A 20,296-nucleotide genomic window follows, 5' to 3' on the forward strand; every position below is an offset into this window, starting at 1 on the left:
TCCCTTTCGAGGTGATTCTGTACAATATTTTTAACAAATTTGGCTCCTGATCTAGGAATTTAATTGCAAGATTAACCTAATCTTATTCGGATGAAATGATTTTCAGCTCAATAGCGCTTGATAAGAGACCTATCCTGCGCAGCTGATCGCTTCCATGCCATTGAAAAACAAAGCGGGTGCAAACAAATGCATATATGCTATTGAAAAACAGCACTCAGAAATAATTATTCTAAATGAACAACACTTATACCAAGCTAGCCCTAAGCTTCTTATTTTCGGCAGGCCTTATGCAATCCTGTTCTGTATTGCAAACTGCAGGTTTACGAAAAAAAGAGACTGTTACCTCTGCGAAAGATTCTACCGCCAAGAAAGATACGACGATTGCCTATGACAAACTGTTTAAAGATGCGCGCGTAGATAGCGGCATGTTTGCTGTGATCCGAAAGGAAAATAATTATTACTTTGAAATTCCATTGAAAAAAATGGGGCAGGACATTCTCCTGATCCAAAAATTGTCTTCCGTTCCTTTGGCGCTGAATGAGGCTGGTGTAAATAAGGGAATGAATTATGAAAATAAGGTCATTCGATTTACCCTGCGCAAAGAGAAAAAAGAAGTATGGGTTTCGGAGATTAAACCTCAGGTGGAGGTTCCTAAAGCTGATGCGATTGCTGCGTCGGTCAATGATAACTATCGTCCCTCTTACATTGAATCGTTTAAAGTCGAGAGTTATTCAAAAGACTCAAGTGCTGTAGTGATCAAAGTCAATAAAGTGTTTGACGGATCAGAAAAAAGTTTCACAGATGTTTTTACCTCTTTGGGTTTAGGCACTTCGCCTAAAACCAGTATATCCACGATCGAAGAAATTAAATCGTATTCCAATAATATTGTTGTGAAATCGGTGCTGTCGACGAAAGTAACGGAAGGAAATGAATCGGTGCCGGTTTCATTAGAGGTTACAAGTAACCTTTATGAACTACCTGAAACGCCGATGGTTGCACGTTTTGCAGATCCCCGTATTGGTTTTTTTACATCGCCACGTTGGTATTTTAACGATAAACAACAGGAGCTGGATAAAAAAAATCTGGTTAACCGTTGGCGATTGGAACCGAAAGATGAGGACAAAGCTCGTTACCTGAAAGGTGAACTGGTAGAGCCGAAAAAGCCTATTGTTTTCTATCTGGATCCGGCGACGCCAAAACAATGGCGACAAGCCATTATCGATGGGGTTCACGATTGGCAGGAAGCCTTTGAAGCGGCCGGTTTTAAGAATGCGATTTTGGCAAAACAACAACCGGATAGTATCAAATTTGATCCCGATGATGCAAATGTATCTTCTATTGTATACGCTGCATCAGCGCAGGCCAATGCGATGGGCCCATCTGTTGTGGATCCACGTTCAGGCGAAATTTTGGAGGCGGATGTGATCTGGTGGCATAACGTGATGACGATCCTAAATAGTTGGATGCGTATACAAACAGGTATCGTCGATACTTCAGTGCGGTCGAATGTATTCTCGGATGAAAAAATGGCCCATGCCATTCGTTTTGTTTCTTCACATGAGATTGGACATACCTTAGGGCTGATGCACAATATGGGGTCGTCGGCAAGTTTTCCGGTAGATTCACTCCGTAGCAAAAGCTTTACCGCAAAAATGGGCGGTACGGCACCATCGATTATGGATTATGCGCGCTTCAACTATGTGGCGCAACCTGAAGATGCTGTTGAACAGATTACACCAGTGATCGGAACCTATGACAAGTATGCTATTGGATGGGCTTACCGCTGGTACGGCAAGCCGCAGCCTTGGGATGAAATACCGTTGTTACGGAAAGAAATTGATGCCCATGTGCATGACCCGATATATCATTACGGTGAACAACAGGATTCCAAAAATATTGTCGACCCAAGGGCGCAGTCCGAAGATCTTGGTGACGATGCAATGAAAGCTGGTGAATATGGGATGAAAAATTTGCGTCGCATGATGCCAAATATCATCAATTGGACCACGAATACGGGGGATGACTATTATCGTGCCGGTAAATTATATATGGGTGTCGTTGGTCAATGGTATGCTTACGCTGACCATGTGCTCAATAATATTGGTGGTATTTATCTTGAAAATGCTGTTTTGGGCGACCAAAAAAATGCATATAGCCCAGTACCTAAAGCGAAGCAGGTAGCTGCACTGGAATATTTAAAGAAAAATGTGTTCTATATGCCGGAGTGGTTATTTGTTCCGGAACTGATGGCGAAAACTTTCCCATTAAGAGATTCACCTATGGGACCGTTTGAATATGCACCTTATAATCTGCAGCGCGAATTTCAGTATGCCATGCTCTACAAATTGGTCAACGATGAGCGTCTATTGCGCATGGTCGAAATGGAAAACCTCTTTGGCGACAAGAAGGCATGGAGCGCACCGGCATTTTTAGCATCCGTACGCAAAGAGATCTTTGCAAAAACGGTCAGTGGACAGACATTGGATCTTAAAACACGCATGTTGCAACAGAATTACGTGGATGTCCTGATGGTCTCTACGAACAAGTCCATGGAGAAATTAAATGCGAAGAAATTAGCTGGTGTCGAACAATTGATTGAGGGAACTCAGCCTAATCTGTGCTTGCATCCGCATCATGCAGCTTCTGCCCAAACGGGTTTACGTAATGTACATGTCACAGGAATGATCCGTACATCGGATATGCTGACGTATAAACGTGCCGAACTGTATGAGATCTACCAATTGTTGAAACAGAAGCAACAGACAGGAGATGCCACAACAAAAGCACATTATATGGATCTTCTGTTGCGCATAGCGAATACCTTAGCATTGAACTAATATATTAACATCTATTATATCAACATCTACCAAAATGAACAAGTTTTTAATACCGCTGACCTTTATGTGTGTGCAAATGGCACATGCCCAGGAATCCAAGGAGCTGAAAGGAAAGGTACTGGATGCGGTCACATTAAAGCCAGTCGTGGGGGCGACGGTTGTTGTCGAAAGTTCGGCAGTAGCAGAAGATATCGGCGTACCCAATCAGGTGCAACAATCTGCATTGGGATCACTGACTGATGCTTCGGGCGAATTTCGCCTAAAAGTTCCGGGAAACTTAAAATACGTCACCATTAGTTATGTGGGGTATCAGCGTATTCAGGTTCCAGTATTTCAGGACAACAGGACGATTTTGCTACAACCGAGTGGTGAATCCCTGGATGAAGTCATCGTAACAGGGTATACCGACATCAAAAAACGTAAAAATACAACAGCATATAATAAAATTAATGTAGCTGATGTCAAGCAGACAGGCGTTGCATCTATTGATGAAATGCTGGCGGGGCAGGTAGCAGGTTTACAGTTGAGTAATTTTAATGGTGGTCCTAATAGCGCACCGCAGATCCGTATCCGCGGTACGGTATCACTCAATGGGACGCAAGATCCGTTGTGGGTAATTGACGGATTACCCATAGAAGGTACAGAGTTGCCGAATCGAATTGATAAGGATAACCTGAATAGTTTGAATAATCTTCCGATCGCAGGAATCAATCCCGATGATATTGCCGATATTACCGTATTAAAAGATGCGGCAGCAACGTCGATCTATGGTGCACGTGCTGCTAACGGCGTTATTGTGATCACCACAAAACGTGGTAAGTCAGGTCCTGCGAAATTGCAGGTCTCAGCAAACACCTTTGTCACGGAACGCCCTGATTTTGCTAAGCTCAACCTGATGAACGCCAACGAAAAGGTGGATTTTGAGCTATTGATGGCCGGCCGTACGGACTTGAATTACCGTACAGGTAAGGGGGCGGTTATGCGCATCCTGGATAACGCAGATGCACTGGACGCTTATCGTTCGGGTGGATTAGCCGCTTTATCTCCAGATGTGCAGCAGTCCATCAATCAATTGCGCCTGCAGCAAACAGACTGGGGAAAAGAGCTTTATCGGCAGGCACTCAATCAACAGTACTCGGCATCGATCTCCGGTGGTAACGACGCACATCGTTATTATTTGTCCAGCGGATTTTATGATGAAAAAGGAGCAACTAAAGGAGCAGATCTACGTCGTTATTCATTGACATTTAACAATGATTTCAATATCAACGATCGGTTTAAAGCGGGAATCAATTTATTAGGGTCGGTCTCAAACAGACAAAACCCGATCCAGGATGACGATGCATTTACCAATCCGAGTAATTACATGCGTTTAGTTAATCCGTATCTGACTGTACACGATCAATCAGGTAAGTATAACTACGATCCGGATATCGAAGGCTATGAAAAAGACACGTACATTCTATTCAATTCCATAGAGGAACGGGAAAATACCAAATATGCATTGACAAATAAAGCGTTGAAAGCCATAGGTTACCTGGAATATACCATTATACCGCAATTGTCTTTACGTACCGAATTTGGTTTACAGTTTGACGAAAATAGTATGGAGCGGTTTGCCGATCAGGAAAGCTATAATACCCGTAAATTGCGTGCTGCAACACGGTATTACGATTCCGCGAGTAAAACGTTCAAATACTTTTTGCCAACAGGGGGTAAGATCGAAAATACAAGCAACAGTATCTTCCAATACAACTGGAAAACTTACTTAAAATACAACAAAACCTGGAACGATAGGCACGAGTTGGAACTCATGGGCGGAACAGAACTGCGTCGTAGTACAAATAAAATGATCGCGACGAAAGGTTTTGGCTATAATCCAGGAACGTTGACGACACAGAATATTGTTTTTCCGAACAGCAACTATCAGGATGACTCGAGATTTGTACAATATAAAAAAGGATTAATCGAAAACTCCTATGCCTCCTTCTACGGGAATGCGACCTATACATTTGACCGCAAGTACAATGTCTATGGTAGCATACGTTATGATGGGTCAAATATGTTTGGCGTAGATCCGAAGTATCGTTTCTTGCCGATCTGGTCATTGTCCGGATCTTGGAATGTACTGGAAGAGGAGTTTATCAAGGGAAAAACAGCTTTATCTGATCTTCGTGTCCGTGCTTCGTATGGTATTCAGGGGAATGTGGATCGCAATACCTATCCGTTTATTGTTGGAAAGTATGAAAATTCGACTATACTTCCCGGTTATCCAGAAGGATCTGTCGTGGTAGATATGCCTGCCAACGACAAGTTGCGCTGGGAACGCACAAAATCTTACAATGCAGGGATTGACTTAGGTCTATGGAAAAATCGACTGAATATTACGGTTGATTATTACAATAGAACAAGTACGGACCTGATTGCAAATAGCGCCATACCTATGGAGAATGGTTTTCAGGATGTGCAGGTCAATTGGGCGTCAGCACGAAATCAGGGAGTAGAACTGACGATCTCGAGTCGTCAGATCCAGACGGATAAATTCTCCTGGTCTACGGATTTTAATATTGCCCACAATAATAATAAATTATTGAAGGTCATGAATAATCCAAAGGCTTATGCGCCGGATACACAGGAAGGCCGTCCGATCAATGGACTATATGTACTGGAAACGGCTGGATTGGATAAGGACGGTGTGATGCAGTTCAGAAATCAGGATGGCTCTGTTTCGAGTTTCGAAGAATTCTATGGACTATACGATCCATGGGCGGAATTCTTACCGGGATATATGTCTCAGACTGATATGACCGCCGCAGATTACCGTGCTAAATTTAAATACAAGGGCAGTAAAGACCCTAAGTTTACTGGTGGTATGACCAACCGCTTCCGCTATGCTAATTTTGACCTGGCGATTTCAGCGGTCTTCAACCTCGAGCGTTGGGCAAGCCGTACACCGACCTATAACCCAGCTAAGGTGGATCGCGGACAAAATTATACGAAGGATCTCCTGATGGCTCTACAGGGTAAGACAGCCTTGCCAGCATTAGGAAGTATCAGTTCGGAACTCAATGACCGTTGGATGGCTTATGGTTGGATGGAAAGCAATGATCCGATCAATTCCTTTAATCAGTACGATATCTGGGCGAAGAAAATGAGTTATGTCCGTATCAATAGTATCCGTTTGGGATATACACTCCCGGCTGCCGTGAGTAAAAAAATCGGAGCAAGCAATTTGCGTGTGAACGTAGAAGGACGCAACTTATTGGTTTTTGGAGCGAATTACGAAGGATATTTTGATCCAGAAACTTACGGTAGCTATTATGCACAGCCGATCAGCAAATCTTTTGCTTTTGGTCTTTCAGCAAGTTTTTAATTGTTTTAATTGAATATAACATGAAGAAGATAATTTATTTTGGAATGATCATGACAGCAAGTGTATTGACTTCCTGCAATAAATATTTAGATATACAACCGGTGGGGACGGTCATCCCCGCTTCGGAAAGTGATTTTAGAGGTTTGATGACGAGCAGTTATGTTGGCTTTCCAGCACATAAATCGTATCTGTCTTTACGTACCGACGAGCTGCTTTTGGATGAAAGTTCAACCGACGCTGCCCGGACCAAAGACATCTATCTTTGGAATGACCAGAATCCTGATCCGGCAACGACCGCGTATCCTTATCTGGCTTTTTACAAGAGTATTTTTTATACCAATCAGATCATCAGTACCATTGATGAAAAATTGGTAAGTAATGCAACGGTGGATCAGATTAAAGGGGAGGCTTATCTGATGCGTGCTTATGCCCATTTTGAATTGCTTAATTGTTACAGTGAAATTTATTCGCCAAACAATCTAGGTTTGCGTGGTGTTCCGTTGTCGACCAAAATTGATCTGGAACAGCGGTTTGTTCCTGCAAGCCTGGATGACTCTTATGTGCAGGTGTTAGCAGATATGGAAAAGGGGACGGCATTGCTTACGGTAGACGATCAGGCTAAAGGCGTAAATTACCGCTTTAGCAAGCGTGGGGCTTACGCGATGGCATCACGTCTCCATTTGTATCGTGGAGAATGGCAAGCGGCAGCGGCAGCTGCGCAAAAAGCCTTAGCGATAAATAATAAGTTGGTCGATCTAAACGCTGCTGGAAGTAAGCTACCGAACGATTTTGAGTCGGAAGAGATGATTATGGCTTTGGAGAAAGTATCTATTCCAGAAGTTCGTTCGAGTTCATTTATTTCGTCCTCTTTATTGTCGTCTTACTCAGATGGTGATTTGAGAAAGGGACGTTATTTCCAAAAAAGAGGTGGTGACTATATATCTCTTAAAGGCGGAGAAAATCGCTTTAATGTCAGTTTTAGAAACGCTGAACTTTATTTGACGATCGCCGAATGCAATGCGCGTTTGGGAAATACAGCGGAAGCGCTAAAATATCTGTCCGTACTGAAGAAAAGCAGATTTTCGGCTGATGCCTATACACAGGAAGCCAAAGCTGACGCAAATTTGTCCAAAGAACAATTGCTGGATGCGGTATTACTTGAACGTAAACGTGAATTGGCGCTAGAAGGTTTGCGTTGGTACGATTTAAAACGTACAACGAGACCTACCCTAACACATACTAGTTTTGGTAGAACGGTGACTTTGCAGCAAAATGATCCGCGCTATGTGATCCGTTATCCACAGGAAGCGATCGATAATAATCCAGATCTATTGAAATAAGGTCAATTTTTTTTAATCCTTTATATATTAATCCATTTTCTTTCTTAGGAAATGGATTTTTTATTACATTCAACCCATGGGATGGAATATATTGATTGTCGAAGACGAAGACTGGGCTTTTGTAGGCTTAAAGGAGATGTTGACAGACCTTTATGGGGACAGCACATTGATATTTACCAATACAAAGGAGATCCAGGAAGCGGTGAAGACCATCAATAAGCATCATTTTGACCTGATTTTTATGGATATCCATCTGATGGATGGACTGAGTTTTGAGATATTTAAGCAGGTGTCGATTGATGTGCCGCTTATTTTTACAACAGCCTATGAACAATATGCATTGGAAGCCTTTCAAAATCAAGGTTATGCCTATCTGTTAAAACCTTTCGATGCAGAGGAGCTCGCGCAGATCATGAAACGTATTGAGCCACTATTACCCAAAGCTGAGTTGCGTCTAAAGCAGCGCTTTTTGGTGAAGTATGGCAACTTTTTAAAGTCCCTGGCGATTGCCGATATTGCCTACTTTATGGCAGAAGATAAAGAACTGTATGCGGTGGAAAAAGAGTCAGGTGTAGCCTATATTATTGAAGATAGTCTAGTTCACTTGGTGACTCAGGTAGATCCGTTCGTTTTTTTTCAAATTAATAGAAAATTTCTTATTCGTATTGATTCCATTCAGTCTATGTTAAAAATAAGTCGGAATAGAATTAAATTAGAACTAATTCCCCAAACTCCAAAGGGAATTGAAGTTATTGTTAGCGAAGAGCGTTCTCCAAATTTTCAGCGCTGGCTGGATCAATAGCAATCTGTTAGCTTGCTTACTATCAGTTTGTTGTCCTGAGTTGTTTCTGTAATCGTTTGATTTTTAATCATTTATTTTTTTGTAAAAAATGTATAGTAAATTAGTATAGATTATATTATATTTGCGATCTGATAAAATCTATCAATTTAGTAGATTTTTAAACACACTATGTTTCGCCATGTTTTTTGGTAAAATAATTACATTTAATTTATTTATTTTCTATATATTTATTGTAATTAACTCATTTATTAAATATCCTTAATATGCACTCAACATTCAAATACATTCCTATTGTAGCGGTAGCATTGTCTAGTGCCAGTATGAATAAATTGTATGCACAGCAACGTTCCATACAGGGGAAAGTTACTGATGCGACCACCGGCCAGGCGCTAGCTGGCGTAAGTGTGCGTGTATCTGATCAAAATAAATCGACACTGACGAACGCTAAGGGGGAGTTTACGATCAGTACCACAGGTAAAGATGACCCGTTCCTGGAGTTTTCTTTTATAGGCTACGAATCGCAGCAGGTAAGGGCCAGTGGTGGTTCTATCTCCCTGGCGCTTAAGCCGTCGAGTACAGACCTTGATGAAGTAGTTGTGGTGGCGTATGGTACTTCCAAACGCTCTAATATTACAGGCTCAGTGAGCACGGTCAGCAGTAAAGCAATTGAGAATAGACAGGTTTCCAGTATTTCGAAGGCGTTGGAAGGTCAGGTACCAGGGTTACAATCTGTTGCTTCATCTGGTCAGCCCGGAACGGATGCAACAATCCGTATTCGTGGGATTGGCTCTATTAATGCATCAAGTTCACCACTGATTGTTTTGGATGGTAATCCTTACGCAGGGGATATCAATTCTATTAATCCAAACGATATTCAGTCTATCTCGGTATTGAAGGATGCTGCTTCTAGTGCACTTTATGGTTCACGGGGAGCAAATGGAGTTATAATTATTACAACTAAATCTGGAAAAGCATCAGGTGATACAAAGATCAATCTCAATTTCACACAAGGGTATTCGGGCCGTGCTGTTAAGGATTACGAACAAGTAACAACAGATGAATACTTCCAACTGTATTGGGAGGCATTGCGTAATAAAAATTTGAGCAATGGTTTGAATGCTGCCCAGGCTGCTGCAAATGCAAGTAGAACCCTGCTGGTCGATTTGAAGAAAAATCCTTATGGTAGCCAATTTCCGCAACCGGTAGGTGTAGATGGCAAGTTGGTTTCAGGTGCTAAAACCTTATGGGATGATCCCTGGAAAGATGTGTTGCAACGAACTGGTGTACGTACGCAAGGTGATTTGAGTTTTAGCGGGGGGAGTGAAAAAAACACCTATTATATTTCGGGTGGATACCTTAATGACCAAGGGGTGGCTATTGAGTCGGGATTTAAACGATATAATTTGCGGGCGAATATCGATAGTAAAGTCAAGTCTTGGTTAAATGCGGGTGTTAATTTAGGTGGAAGTAGTACTTTTCAAAAATATCCACAATCAGAAGATAGTAATACCGCCAATATCATTAACTTTTCCCGTTTAGTACCATCTTTTTATCCATATTATGAACGCAATGATGATGGATCCTATGTAGAAGAGAATGGAAAAAGAGTGTACGATTTTGGTGCCTATAGACCAAGTGCGGCTTCCCCCCGTAATAATTTAGCTGCTACTCTGCCATTGGATAAAAATGATATTCGCAGAGAGAATATTTCGGCACGGGCGTATTTGGAAGCCTTGTTGACAACGAATTTGAAACTGAAATCTACGTACAGTCTCGATTATATCAATTCCAATACACATGATTATGAGAACCCTCTCTTGGGATTTAGTGCTGAAACCTTTGGTACAGTCGCTCGGTCGAGTGTTCGGACGGTAGGACAAACATGGAATAATATATTAACATATGAAAAGCAATTTGGCTTGCATCACCTTAATGTGTTAGCTGGGCAGGAATACTATGCTTTTAACAGTAGCAATATTAGTGGTAACCGCAGTTATTTTGTATTACCCGGATTTTATGAGCCAGTTGCTGCTTCTCAGTTGGATGGTTTTACAGGATCAAGTGTGGATTATAAATTATTGAGTTTTCTAGGACGCTTAGAGTATAATTACGATAATAAGTATTATTTCTCAAGTTCATTACGGACCGATGGTTCATCGAGATTCAGCCCGGATAAACGCTGGGGAACATTTTGGTCTGTTGGTGGATCGTGGAAAATGAAACAAGAAGACTTCTTAAAAGATAATAATACAATTAATCAGCTAACCCTTCGGGCGAGTTACGGTGGTCAGGGGAATGATAATCTGGGTACCTATTTTGCCTATCAGGGACTCTATACCATTGCTAATAGTCTTGGGAAGGGTGGGACCTATACTGGTAGGTTAGCGACTCCAGATTTAAAATGGGAGACGAATCTGAACTTAAATGTAGGCGTGGATGTTTCGGCTTTCCAGGATCGTGTTTCGCTAACAGTGGAGTATTTTGATAGAAGAAGTAAGGATTTATTATTTACAATGCCAATGGCTGCATCTACAGGTTATGTTGGTTACGATGCGAACATAGGGGCGGTAAAAAATACTGGTATTGATGTGGATATTCGAACAATTCCCGTTAAAAATGATAATTTTAAATGGAATTTGGATATTAATTTCTCCCATTATAAAAACAAAGTAACATCCCTTCCTGATAATACAAAATCAATTATAAGTGGAACAAAAATTCTACGCGTCGGAGGCAGTGTATATGATTTTTATATGCCGGAGTGGGCCGGAGTGAATCCGGAAAATGGTCTGCCACAGTGGTATCTTGCTGATAAAGATGGAAATAATACAGGGGAGAAAACTTCTAAGTACAGCGATGCTGGTAGCTTTGTTGCGGGGAGCTCACTCCCTGATATTGTAGGAGGTCTTCAGAATAGCTTTACCTACAAAAATTTTGATCTGTCTGCGTTATTGAGCTTTAGCCTTGGAGGACAAATATTGGATAATGACTACATTCAATTGCTGCATAATGGCAATAATGCCGGTCGTGCCTGGTCGAAAGAGATATTGAATCATTGGACGCCGGAAAATACACAAACAGATGTCCCTAAATTAACGACCGATGCGACAAACTGGACTTCGGCATCCACGCGCTTTTTATATAGCGGAACCTATGCACGCCTTAAAAACGTAAGCTTCGGTTATAGTCTCCCTGGAGCTTTATTGAAGCGGATTAATATCGATAAAATACGAGTTTTTGCCACTGCCGAAAATCTTTTGACATTTTATGGACACAAGGGGATGGATCCCGAGCAAACAGTAAATGGTAATACATATTTCCGCTATCCAGCGATGCGTACAATTTCAGGAGGCGTGCAACTTGTGTTTTAAATCAGTCAAATGTTTAACGTAAATAATATTATGAAAATCACGAAAATAAAACTTATCTATATTCTTTTAGGGCTTTTCTTTGTTACTACATCTTGTAAGGATAATCTTGATACTGTCCCTACGACATCGGTAACAGAAGAACAGATCTATAAAGATACACGTGGTGTTGCAACAGTTGTGAACGGCACCTGGAAATATTTAAATGATACCTATTTTACCTACGCCAATCCGGGATATACAGCTATCATGCGTACAAGTGATGCCATGGGAAGTGATGTGGCGGTAACAACTAAATATGGCTATCGTGATGCCTATGCATTTACAGAGTTAGATAATCGTCGGTCATCTAGGGTATCCTATTTCTGGACCTTATTTTATAAGGTCATTGATAATACCAATAATGTGATCGCAAAAGTGGATGGTGTAACTGGGGATGTTGCTGATAAAAACTTTCTAAAAGGTCAGGCAAAAGCATTGCGTGCGTTTATCTATCTTAATCTTGCTTCGTTCTATCAGTTTAGCTACTTGAAAGACAAGAGTGCTAAAGCGGTACCAATTTATACTGAACCCAGCACCCTGCAAACGAAGGGTAAGCCAAGGGCTAGTCTGGAGGAGCTATATCAGCTTATCGTGAAAGATCTAAAAGATAGCGAAGTTTTATTGGCTACAGCAACAAAAGTGGAAAAATATCAGATCAGTATAGATGTTGTTTATGGCCTTCTTGCTAGGACTTATTTGCAGATTGGTGAATGGAAATTAGCGGCTGAATATGCTACTAAAGCTGCGGCGGCACACAGTCTAATGAGTGCTGCGGACTATCAGGCGGGTTTTAACGACGCTCAAAATTCAGAATGGCTATGGGGGCATTTGCAAACTACTGAGCAGAATACAGCTAGTTATACTTTCCACTATATTGATGTTTCTTCTTCTGCCTCATATTATTATAGTTTTATGGCTGATCCATATTTTAAGGATCTATTTGATAAAGATGATGTCCGCTATGCGCTATTTGAATGGGATGGACTGAAAGGCCGAGAAGGATTTTTACGCTATAAGAAGTTTAAAATGAAGACAAATCAAATTGGTGATATTGTGTATATGCGCTCAGCTGAAATGTTACTAATTGAAGCTGAGGGTTATGCGAGAGCAGGAGAGATCGAGAAGGCGGTAGCTGCTTTGAATAAACTGCGACAAGCACGGAATGCGAAGTTGTTTGAAGGAAGTGATAACGCGAAACTAATTGCGGAGATTTTGATTGAACGCAGAAAAGAGCTTTGGGGAGAGGGGTTTGCATTATCTGATATTATTCGTACTCAAGGTAAGGTTACACGAATGGCTTTTTTAAATGATAAAGGAGAACCGATACAGGTGCAGGTTGTTGACGAAGAAGGGAAAACAAAATTGATCGATGGACAAGGCCATCGGGTGATCAAATTCTCTGACGGTTCTAACTTTGTGAATAATAGTCCATATTATCTATTTGCTATTCCCAATACAGAATACGAACAGAATCCAAATTTGTAAGAAGTTAACTCATTGTTGGATTATTTATAAAAAACAGGCATATCTTTATATGCCTGTTTTTTATGAATAAATTTCGGAGTATCTATTTGGGGTCGTTATAGAAGCGTTTTGTTCTTTTACAAATAGTAAAGTCCTTTGTGCTTACTTTTCCACATTATGTTAATAACTGTGTTGAAAAGCTGTTTAAAAGAAAAGATACTGTTATTAACAGTACTTACTAACATTATGTTGATAACCCTTCTTTTTCTTTGCCTTCTTGCTTTTGTTCAGCCAGATAATATATCCTGTGATTGGAAGGGAAGCACAAAAAAGACTGGCGATAAAAGCAATAATCTTTGTTCCCAAGCCACCGATACTGCCGGTGTGGATGTCATAATTGAGCGATCCAAGTTTATCTCCGAACCGCAAGTTGTCACCGGTTTTGATTTGTTTTAAACTGGCCTCTTTTCTGTCAAAATATAGCCAGTTAAATACACCGCTTCGTTTTTCGTACCTTCTGATTTGAATATCGACTTCTTGCTCTGTTTCTTTTTTCAACCGAATGGAAAGCATTTCGGCCTGCGGATAATTTTTGAGACTATAAAGCAGTGCATTGTCCTGAAATTTTTCATAAGCCAGGGGGATCAGTGATGGGACAGGTAGAGCTGTAGAGGTCGCTCCCTGTTGAAAAAGATTAAATGTAGCGATATACATCTTTTTGAATCCCGGAAATGCGAATGCCAAACCTGTAATAGCAAAAGCCAGTGCAATAAACAGGCTATAGAAGCCAATCACATTGTGCAGATCGTGATTTAACCGTTTCCATTTAACTTTTGTGTCTACCCAAAAGCTCCTGCGGAGATTTTTTCCCTTCCATTTTTTCGGCCACCACAATACGATCCCGCTCAATAGAATGACGATAAATAGCGCAGTAGACCAACTGACTAAAGCATGACCATATTTTTTTCCCAGCAACAAATTGAGATGGAGTTGTAATGCCAGTTGAAAAAACTCTGTCTTTGTATTTTCAACCTGTTGCACCTTACCTGTATAAGGATTGATGAATACCCTTTTATAATAGCGAAAGTAATTCCAATGGCCAAAGGCTGTCTCATCCGTTTTCATGGCACGAAATACCCAGGTTCGATCTTTTGCCGGATAGAGGTCTACACGGGAGATTTTCTGCCCCTCGTCAAGACTATGCTGCGCATTGTTTAGTAAGGTGCTGAGGGGGAGGGGGGGCGAGGAGCTATCAACAGGGGCTATAAAATACTTTTCTGGATAAGCCCATAGTTTGAGCTCATCCTGAAAGGTATATATACATCCTGTTATACTTAAAATGAATACAATAATGCCGGTGATTATCCCGAGCCATTTATGCAGCCAAAGTATGCTCGACTTGATCATCTAAAATTTATAATTGATATTAAAGGAAGCCATCATTCCCTGACCTCTTACATATTCCTCATTTAACGCACGGTATTGACTTACAACTGGGTAGTAGTTCTTATTGAAAAGATTTTCAACGCCTAGTCCCAATGACCATTGTTTGTTGATCTGATAATTCCCATTTAAGTTAAAAAGATCCACTGGTTTAACCGGCCCCTCGCTGTTTTTATATATACCTTTGTCGTTAGGCAGGAATCTGTCACGAGCTCCGGTATGTACCCAGAATAATTGAAAGGTCAATGGCTTGATCGGGGTATAATAGATATATCCCGTTGCTTTGATTGGAGCGATACGTGAGCCATTGAGGTAGGATTTCGTGCCGTCTTCTTTTTTCGATTTTCCCTCCACATAAGCATAAGTTCCACCCACAGTCAGTTGGGGGCTGACGGTTGCACTTAGGGCTACTTCATATCCATAGACATCCTCAGGAAGTCGTTGTGGCATCAGATAACCACCAATGTCTACAAGTTCCACGCCCATTTTTGAAGTACTATAATAGTAGGAAGCAGATAATTGGAAAATACTGTAGTTGCTGGAAAACCCGATTTCGTAGTTATTGGTAATGATGGGATCTGTTTTTAGACTATCTAGATCGTTGTCTGTTGCCCTGCGGACAATTCGGCCAAGTTCATTGATGGCAAAACCCTGTGAAAAGCTTATGAAAGGATTGAAAAAGGAATATTTATTATAACGGAGACCGGCATTGAACGTAGCTCCTTTATACGGTATTTCGCCGCCTTTAACAGCGATGCTACCCGCATTGTCCGGGCCCGTAGCAATGGTGTTGAAATCTTTTATTTTGACGGTTGCATTTTCATAACGGACCCCACCTTTGAAAATTAGATTTTCTAGGAAATCAATCTTTACTTGTGCATAAGGTGCCACGTTGAGCATATTCATGTAAGGAATATAGACTCTACCATCCGTTAGGTTTTGATCCGTGACATCATTTAGGAGATCAATTCCATAAGTGACATCCACGTTAGAATCAAATACTTGAAAAGGCGTGTTGAGATTGATACGCAATCCTTTTTTCTCAGAGTTGATCTGTGTTTGACCAGGACCATACCATGCCGATGCTTTTTCAACATAACGATTCATGGATCGAAAGGTGTTGTAATAAGCCGATGCAACGAGAGAAGTGGAGGCAAAAAGATTATTTTTCGTATAAGTCAGCATCGCATTGTGGTTGTAAGGCGTGCCGGCAGGTTTGCCAGGATCATCTCCTTTTATACCGATAGTCGGGGATTGTCCGTACACACCCGTTTGGCTGATGTATCTGTTGTGCTGGTTGCTTCGATAAAAATTATATACAGCGGATAGATTGGAACTGTTATCGATGGTGTAGCCAAGTTTGAGGAATGCATTGTATTGATAGGTATTTGAAAGACCATCTGTCTGACCGAGGGCTGTTCCATCACCATCGCGCTGAAGACCCACATAATCCGCCGATCCGCTGACGGTGTAATCCCAGCTGTTTTTTCGGCCATATAATGTTTGGGTGGCACGATAGCCCAACGTTCCGCCACTGTTTATAGGATTGAAGGTTGTTCTCAGGCTGGTAATTCCTTGGATAGGAGCTGAATCTTTTGCTGGATTGCGCGTGATGTAGTTAATAATCCCGCCAGCTGAGCCATTTCCATAGATGGAGGTTGCTCCTTTAATAACTTCCACACGTTCAATGACACTGGGATCGATGGTGCGTAGATCGCGCTGTCCATTCATTAATGGTGTGGATTGTGGGATCCCATCTATTAAAACCAGTACAGATCGCCCGCGTAAAGTCTGACCTGAATTGGTTGCTTTGTTGGTAGCCGTACCCAGTCCCGGAATTGTATTGCCAAGTATTGTTGAAAGATTGGTGCTGATCTGGCTTTGTGCTTCAATCTCTTTTGTTGTTAAAATGGATACCGAAGAGGGAACCGTAGAGATACTTTCTGCTTTACGGCCGGCAGTAACAATAATTTCATCTAAGGTCTGTGTGGCATTTAACTGAAATAGGATAGTGCCATTAACTGTATCTAAACTGACTATTTTTTCAATGGGCGAATAACCCGTATAAGAAATGCGAAATTGAAGTGGAGTATGTCCTGGTATTTTATTGAGTTTAAATTGCCCATTCGAATTAGAATAACCAATGTTTTTTCCGTTAAGTTTAATATTGGCCTGAGCCAGGGGTTGATTTTCTGTATTTTTTACGAGGAGAGACAGCTCTTGTGCATGTAATTGGGTCCCGAGAAGGACCAGGGTTCCTATAGCGAACATCGTATAGCGTGTTCTATTCTTCATGGTACTTTATTTAGATCAAATATAAATTGATGCAAATATAGAATATTTAATTTTTCTTCATCTAAAAAACTGCTATTTTTTTCGCTTAATATGCTCATATAGCGGTTGTCTCATTCAAAAAATCACCAACTATAAATAGGAATACAATTTGGAGGGGGCTTTCTTGATCACCATGAATATTAAGGAATAGAGGAATGTTTTGCCATCGTATAGGGGCCGTAGCAGAAAATCTATTCGATGTTGTTAAGCTACTCGTTTTATTTTCTTTATTTTGAGTACATATTTTGTTTACGATTTATTGATATAGGATGCCTATTTTAGCAATTCATATTTCCATAATAAATAGGTAGATGGCTGCTTCAGATCACAATGATATACGGTTGAAAACGATTTCTGTATTTCTATTATTATTTTTATCTAGTTTATTATGCACGAAAGTTTTAGCTCAAAGCAACCAGAAGCTAAAGTTTGAATCTGTGGAAGCCATGCGCGCATACTTTAAGTATGCTGAGGGAAAGAAAATCATCAGCGGTCACCGCGGGACTATAGAAGATGGTCTTCCTGAAAATTCTATTGTGGCATTTGAGGCTGTGTTACGTAAAACTCCAGCAATTTTTGAAATAGATCCACGCTATACGAAAGATAGCGTTGCGGTATTACTCCATGATGCAAACTTAGAGCGTGTGACAAATGGGGTTGGTCGGGTATCGGATTATACTTGGGCTGAATTGCGTAAACTTCGTCTGAAAGACCATGCTGGAAATGTCACCGAATATCCTATAAATACCCTTGATGAAGTGATTGAATGGGCAAAAGGGAAAACCATTTTAAATCTTGATAAGAAAGATTTACCGCTATCAGCGACCGCAGCAATATTGCGAAAGCATAATGCATATAGCTGGGTTTGGGTAACCGTACATAACGTTGAGCAGGCAGCCTACTATTTAACACAAAATCCAGATCAGTATATGTCTATGCATATCAAAGATCAGGCAGCCTTAGCTAAATTTAGGGCTTCGGGATTGCCCTATGATCGAATGATTGTCTATATTGGTCCTGATTTAAGAGAATCGAATGCAGAAATGTACCGTTTTTTTAATGGGAAAGGGGTGATGTGTATGATTTCGTCAGCGCCAACTTATGACAAGCTAACAAAGAAAGAAGAAAGAAAGGAAAAATATAGGGCGATATTCGCCCAGGGGGCATCTATTCTTGAGTCTGATTTACCAATGGAGGTGGCAGATGCAATTGATTAATCCAATTCGACGTTATCAGCCAGAAAATTAAAATATTTTGGTGATTCCTCTTCAAAAATCTCTTTTCCTTCCATCATATAGGCGCGAAGAAGGTATTCTTGTGCAGATTCGGTATAAGCTGTTTCCAGGTAACACTGTCCTAATCGTAGCATGATAAAGGGATTTTCATAGGCATTTTCGATGATATTGCCTTTGGCATTTTCAAAGTGTGGAAGTGCATTTTCGAAGTCGTCCTCTAAGAAATAGGCATCACCAATGGAGGCTTCCAGCCAAAGACTTTCAGCGTGGACATTTTGTGGGCTAGGGATTAAATTGAGTGCCTCAGTCCATACCCTAATTGCTTCGCGAAAGTTCTCTTCATCACAATAAGCATTTCCCTCTTCACTCAGTTGGTCGATTTTATCTAATATTTGATCATCCATGGCATTCTTTCTTAATGGTCTTTTACGAAGTTAGGAAATAATTGAAAAAAAAACACCTGAAATCTTAAACTTCAGGTGTTCAAATGGGTAGAAAATACTTTTTTATTTATTCCACCATACTTTGGTGTTGATCACATCATCTCCTTGTTGCGCCAGGGCTGCTTGATAATTTGATCTATTTGTACTTTGTTCTTTCAATGGATACACCAAACGACTTGGTATGGCATCGCCAACTTCGGGATTAAAGGTATAGGTGACGGGTTTGCCATCGATCGTCCCACTCCAGGTAACATCTCCTTTTTTGATGAGAAATAGTGGATAGCCCGTTCTTCTAATTTCTGACCAAGCTTCTATACTCTGATTGAAAAGTGCCAGATATTTTTGAGAAAGCACATGTTCTTTATTGGCAGCTGGCAGTTTGCTGATATAGCTGTTTATATCTTCTTGTGATACCCCCCATTTTTCCAGCGAAGCGCGGGTTCCTTTCTCATAATTAGTTTGATCCCAATTGTTATTTTCTGCCAAGAGGAATGCTACTTCGGCGTATTCCAGGAGAACTTCGCTATAGTCAGCCGCGTTGATCGCGTCACTTGGTAAAGATATCTTATCCACAGGGAATAGATTTCCGGCGGCTAAGGGAAGCCCATACGGTTGGCCGAAATAGGCATTTCCTGAGGATGTTGGTTTTGCGAATTTAGACAAGCGAGGGTCTACAGTTTTAAAGGGGCCACGTGTACCCTGAAGGGCTTCTATAAGTACATTTGAAATGGCAAAATCTTTTCGGTTGGCTGTCACTGTGGCCCGGAATAGTGGTGCTTCATTGGGTGGAGTTTTAGAATATTTAAATACGGCATTATCGCTGTTAGCGGTAAATACGCCTTTCTTTATCGCATCGGCAATATGCGTTGCTGCCAATGCAGCATCTTTTGCCTTAATGCGATTGGCTATCCGTAACCGTAGTGAATTGGCAAATTTTGCCCAGCTGGCATTGGATCCCTTGTAGATAATATCAGCGGTGCCAAATGTGGTTGCTGTTGTATATTTCGTTAGGGTATCAGCCGCTTGTTGCAGTTCGTTTAGAATATCTTTATAGATTTTCTCCTGACTTGCATATTTAGGCGTTAAGTTGTCAGGGTCCTGTTGTAGGGCTTCAAAATCAGCGTCTTTATTTCCGTAAGACTCATAGGGAATATTACCGAAAACATCGGTTAACGATTGAAAAGCATAAGATTTAAGAATTCTTGCAATCGCAATCTGGTTCGCATTGGAACCTGCTGTTCCTGCTGCGGCGATGGCCTTAGTCTTTTCATTTGAATTGAGTTTTATAATTTCATTCAGATTATTGAGCGATTTGTAAGTTGCCGTCCAGTAATTATCGGAATAACTCGTTGGTATTTGATAACGCGATTGATCTGTGTATATATTTTGGGCAAAATATTGTGCAAATAATTGTGCTCCACGTAAACTGACCTCTTCGCTTCGTAAGGCATTAATCAATTGCTTTTCGGCCGTTACCAAAATTGTCGGTGTTGTGACGGTAGCGGGACGGTTAGGATCTGTATTTATATCGTTAAACGTAGACTTAGAGCATGATGTAACAATAAGTAAAGCACCGATTACTGAAGCATATAATATAGTTGATATTTTCATTTTT

At 40.9% G+C, this 20,296-nt stretch carries 11 protein-coding genes; 7 read left to right on the forward strand and 4 right to left on the reverse strand.

Annotation, left to right across the window (positions count from 1 at the left end; genetic code table 11):
* The first annotated feature begins 233 nt into the window (after window positions 1-233).
* The 6 genes from HPC41_RS24550 (at window position 234) to HPC41_RS24575 (ending at window position 13,247) form a co-directional block, all read left to right on the forward strand.
* Window positions 234-2,837, forward strand: a complete 2,604-nt coding sequence (locus tag HPC41_RS24550) for a zinc-dependent metalloprotease (protein ID WP_172396717.1) — start codon at window positions 234-236, stop codon at window positions 2,835-2,837.
* Between the two features lie 34 nt (window positions 2,838-2,871).
* Entirely contained in the window at window positions 2,872-6,210 is a 3,339-nt protein-coding gene (locus tag HPC41_RS24555; RefSeq protein WP_172396718.1) for a SusC/RagA family TonB-linked outer membrane protein, read from the forward strand.
* Window positions 6,211-6,230: 20 nt separating this feature from the next.
* The gene (locus HPC41_RS24560) at window positions 6,231-7,550 is read left to right on the forward strand and encodes a RagB/SusD family nutrient uptake outer membrane protein (RefSeq protein WP_172396719.1); all 1,320 of its coding nucleotides are present in this window, start codon (window positions 6,231-6,233) and stop codon (window positions 7,548-7,550) included.
* 76 nt (window positions 7,551-7,626) lie between these two features.
* Window positions 7,627-8,352, forward strand: coding sequence for a LytR/AlgR family response regulator transcription factor (locus HPC41_RS24565; RefSeq protein ID WP_172396720.1), 726 nt, complete (start codon window positions 7,627-7,629; stop codon window positions 8,350-8,352).
* 263 nt (window positions 8,353-8,615) lie between these two features.
* Entirely contained in the window at window positions 8,616-11,723 is a 3,108-nt protein-coding gene (locus HPC41_RS24570; protein WP_172396721.1) for a SusC/RagA family TonB-linked outer membrane protein, read from the forward strand.
* Window positions 11,724-11,753: 30 nt separating this feature from the next.
* Window positions 11,754-13,247 (forward strand): RagB/SusD family nutrient uptake outer membrane protein, encoded by a 1,494-nt coding sequence (locus HPC41_RS24575; protein WP_216660872.1) that lies wholly within the window; start codon window positions 11,754-11,756, stop codon window positions 13,245-13,247.
* 204 nt (window positions 13,248-13,451) lie between these two features.
* Here HPC41_RS24575 and HPC41_RS24580 read toward each other — a convergent pair whose 3' ends face one another.
* Together HPC41_RS24580 and HPC41_RS24585 are read right to left on the reverse strand one after the other, a co-directional pair.
* Window positions 13,452-14,633 carry a PepSY-associated TM helix domain-containing protein gene (locus tag HPC41_RS24580; protein WP_216660873.1) on the reverse strand — a complete coding sequence of 394 codons (1,182 nt, stop codon included), beginning with the start codon at window positions 14,631-14,633 and terminating at the stop codon, window positions 13,452-13,454.
* Complete coding sequence (locus tag HPC41_RS24585; protein WP_172396722.1) at window positions 14,634-16,964, reverse strand: TonB-dependent receptor; 2,331 nt, start codon at window positions 16,962-16,964, stop codon at window positions 14,634-14,636.
* A 350-nt stretch (window positions 16,965-17,314) separates the two neighbouring features.
* On the opposite strand from HPC41_RS24585, the gene HPC41_RS24590 reads away from it, so the two are divergent.
* The gene (locus HPC41_RS24590) at window positions 17,315-18,220 is read left to right on the forward strand and encodes a glycerophosphodiester phosphodiesterase family protein (protein ID WP_172396723.1); all 906 of its coding nucleotides are present in this window, start codon (window positions 17,315-17,317) and stop codon (window positions 18,218-18,220) included.
* On the opposite strand, the gene HPC41_RS24595 is transcribed toward HPC41_RS24590, so the two are convergent.
* Together HPC41_RS24595 and HPC41_RS24600 are read right to left on the reverse strand one after the other, a co-directional pair.
* The gene (locus HPC41_RS24595) at window positions 18,217-18,642 is read right to left on the reverse strand and encodes a hypothetical protein (RefSeq protein ID WP_172396724.1); all 426 of its coding nucleotides are present in this window, start codon (window positions 18,640-18,642) and stop codon (window positions 18,217-18,219) included. The genes HPC41_RS24590 and HPC41_RS24595 overlap by 4 nt on opposite strands.
* A gap of 102 nt (window positions 18,643-18,744) precedes the next feature.
* Entirely contained in the window at window positions 18,745-20,292 is a 1,548-nt protein-coding gene (locus HPC41_RS24600) for a SusD/RagB family nutrient-binding outer membrane lipoprotein (protein ID WP_172396725.1), read from the reverse strand.
* Between the last annotated feature and the right edge of the window lie 4 nt (window positions 20,293-20,296).

Origin of the sequence: Sphingobacterium prati (genome assembly GCF_013167215.1) — a bacterium.
In the GTDB taxonomy this organism is placed as follows: Bacteria; Bacteroidota; Bacteroidia; order Sphingobacteriales; family Sphingobacteriaceae; genus Sphingobacterium; species Sphingobacterium prati.

Excerpts from the sequence above, each read along its gene's own strand:
- HPC41_RS24550 (WP_172396717.1), top strand. The coding sequence starts at position 234 with ATGAACAACACTTATACCAAGCTAGCCCTAAGCTTCTTATTTTCGGCA.
- HPC41_RS24555 (WP_172396718.1), top strand. The coding sequence starts at position 2,872 with ATGAACAAGTTTTTAATACCGCTGACCTTTATGTGTGTGCAAATGGCA.
- HPC41_RS24560 (WP_172396719.1), top strand. The coding sequence starts at position 6,231 with ATGAAGAAGATAATTTATTTTGGAATGATCATGACAGCAAGTGTATTG.
- HPC41_RS24565 (WP_172396720.1), top strand. The coding sequence starts at position 7,627 with ATGGGATGGAATATATTGATTGTCGAAGACGAAGACTGGGCTTTTGTA.
- HPC41_RS24570 (WP_172396721.1), top strand. The coding sequence starts at position 8,616 with ATGCACTCAACATTCAAATACATTCCTATTGTAGCGGTAGCATTGTCT.
- HPC41_RS24575 (WP_216660872.1), top strand. The coding sequence starts at position 11,754 with ATGAAAATCACGAAAATAAAACTTATCTATATTCTTTTAGGGCTTTTC.
- HPC41_RS24580 (WP_216660873.1), bottom strand. The coding sequence starts at position 14,633 with ATGATCAAGTCGAGCATACTTTGGCTGCATAAATGGCTCGGGATAATC.
- HPC41_RS24585 (WP_172396722.1), bottom strand. The coding sequence starts at position 16,964 with ATGAAGAATAGAACACGCTATACGATGTTCGCTATAGGAACCCTGGTC.
- HPC41_RS24590 (WP_172396723.1), top strand. The coding sequence starts at position 17,315 with ATGGCTGCTTCAGATCACAATGATATACGGTTGAAAACGATTTCTGTA.
- HPC41_RS24595 (WP_172396724.1), bottom strand. The coding sequence starts at position 18,642 with ATGGATGATCAAATATTAGATAAAATCGACCAACTGAGTGAAGAGGGA.
- HPC41_RS24600 (WP_172396725.1), bottom strand. The coding sequence starts at position 20,292 with ATGAAAATATCAACTATATTATATGCTTCAGTAATCGGTGCTTTACTT.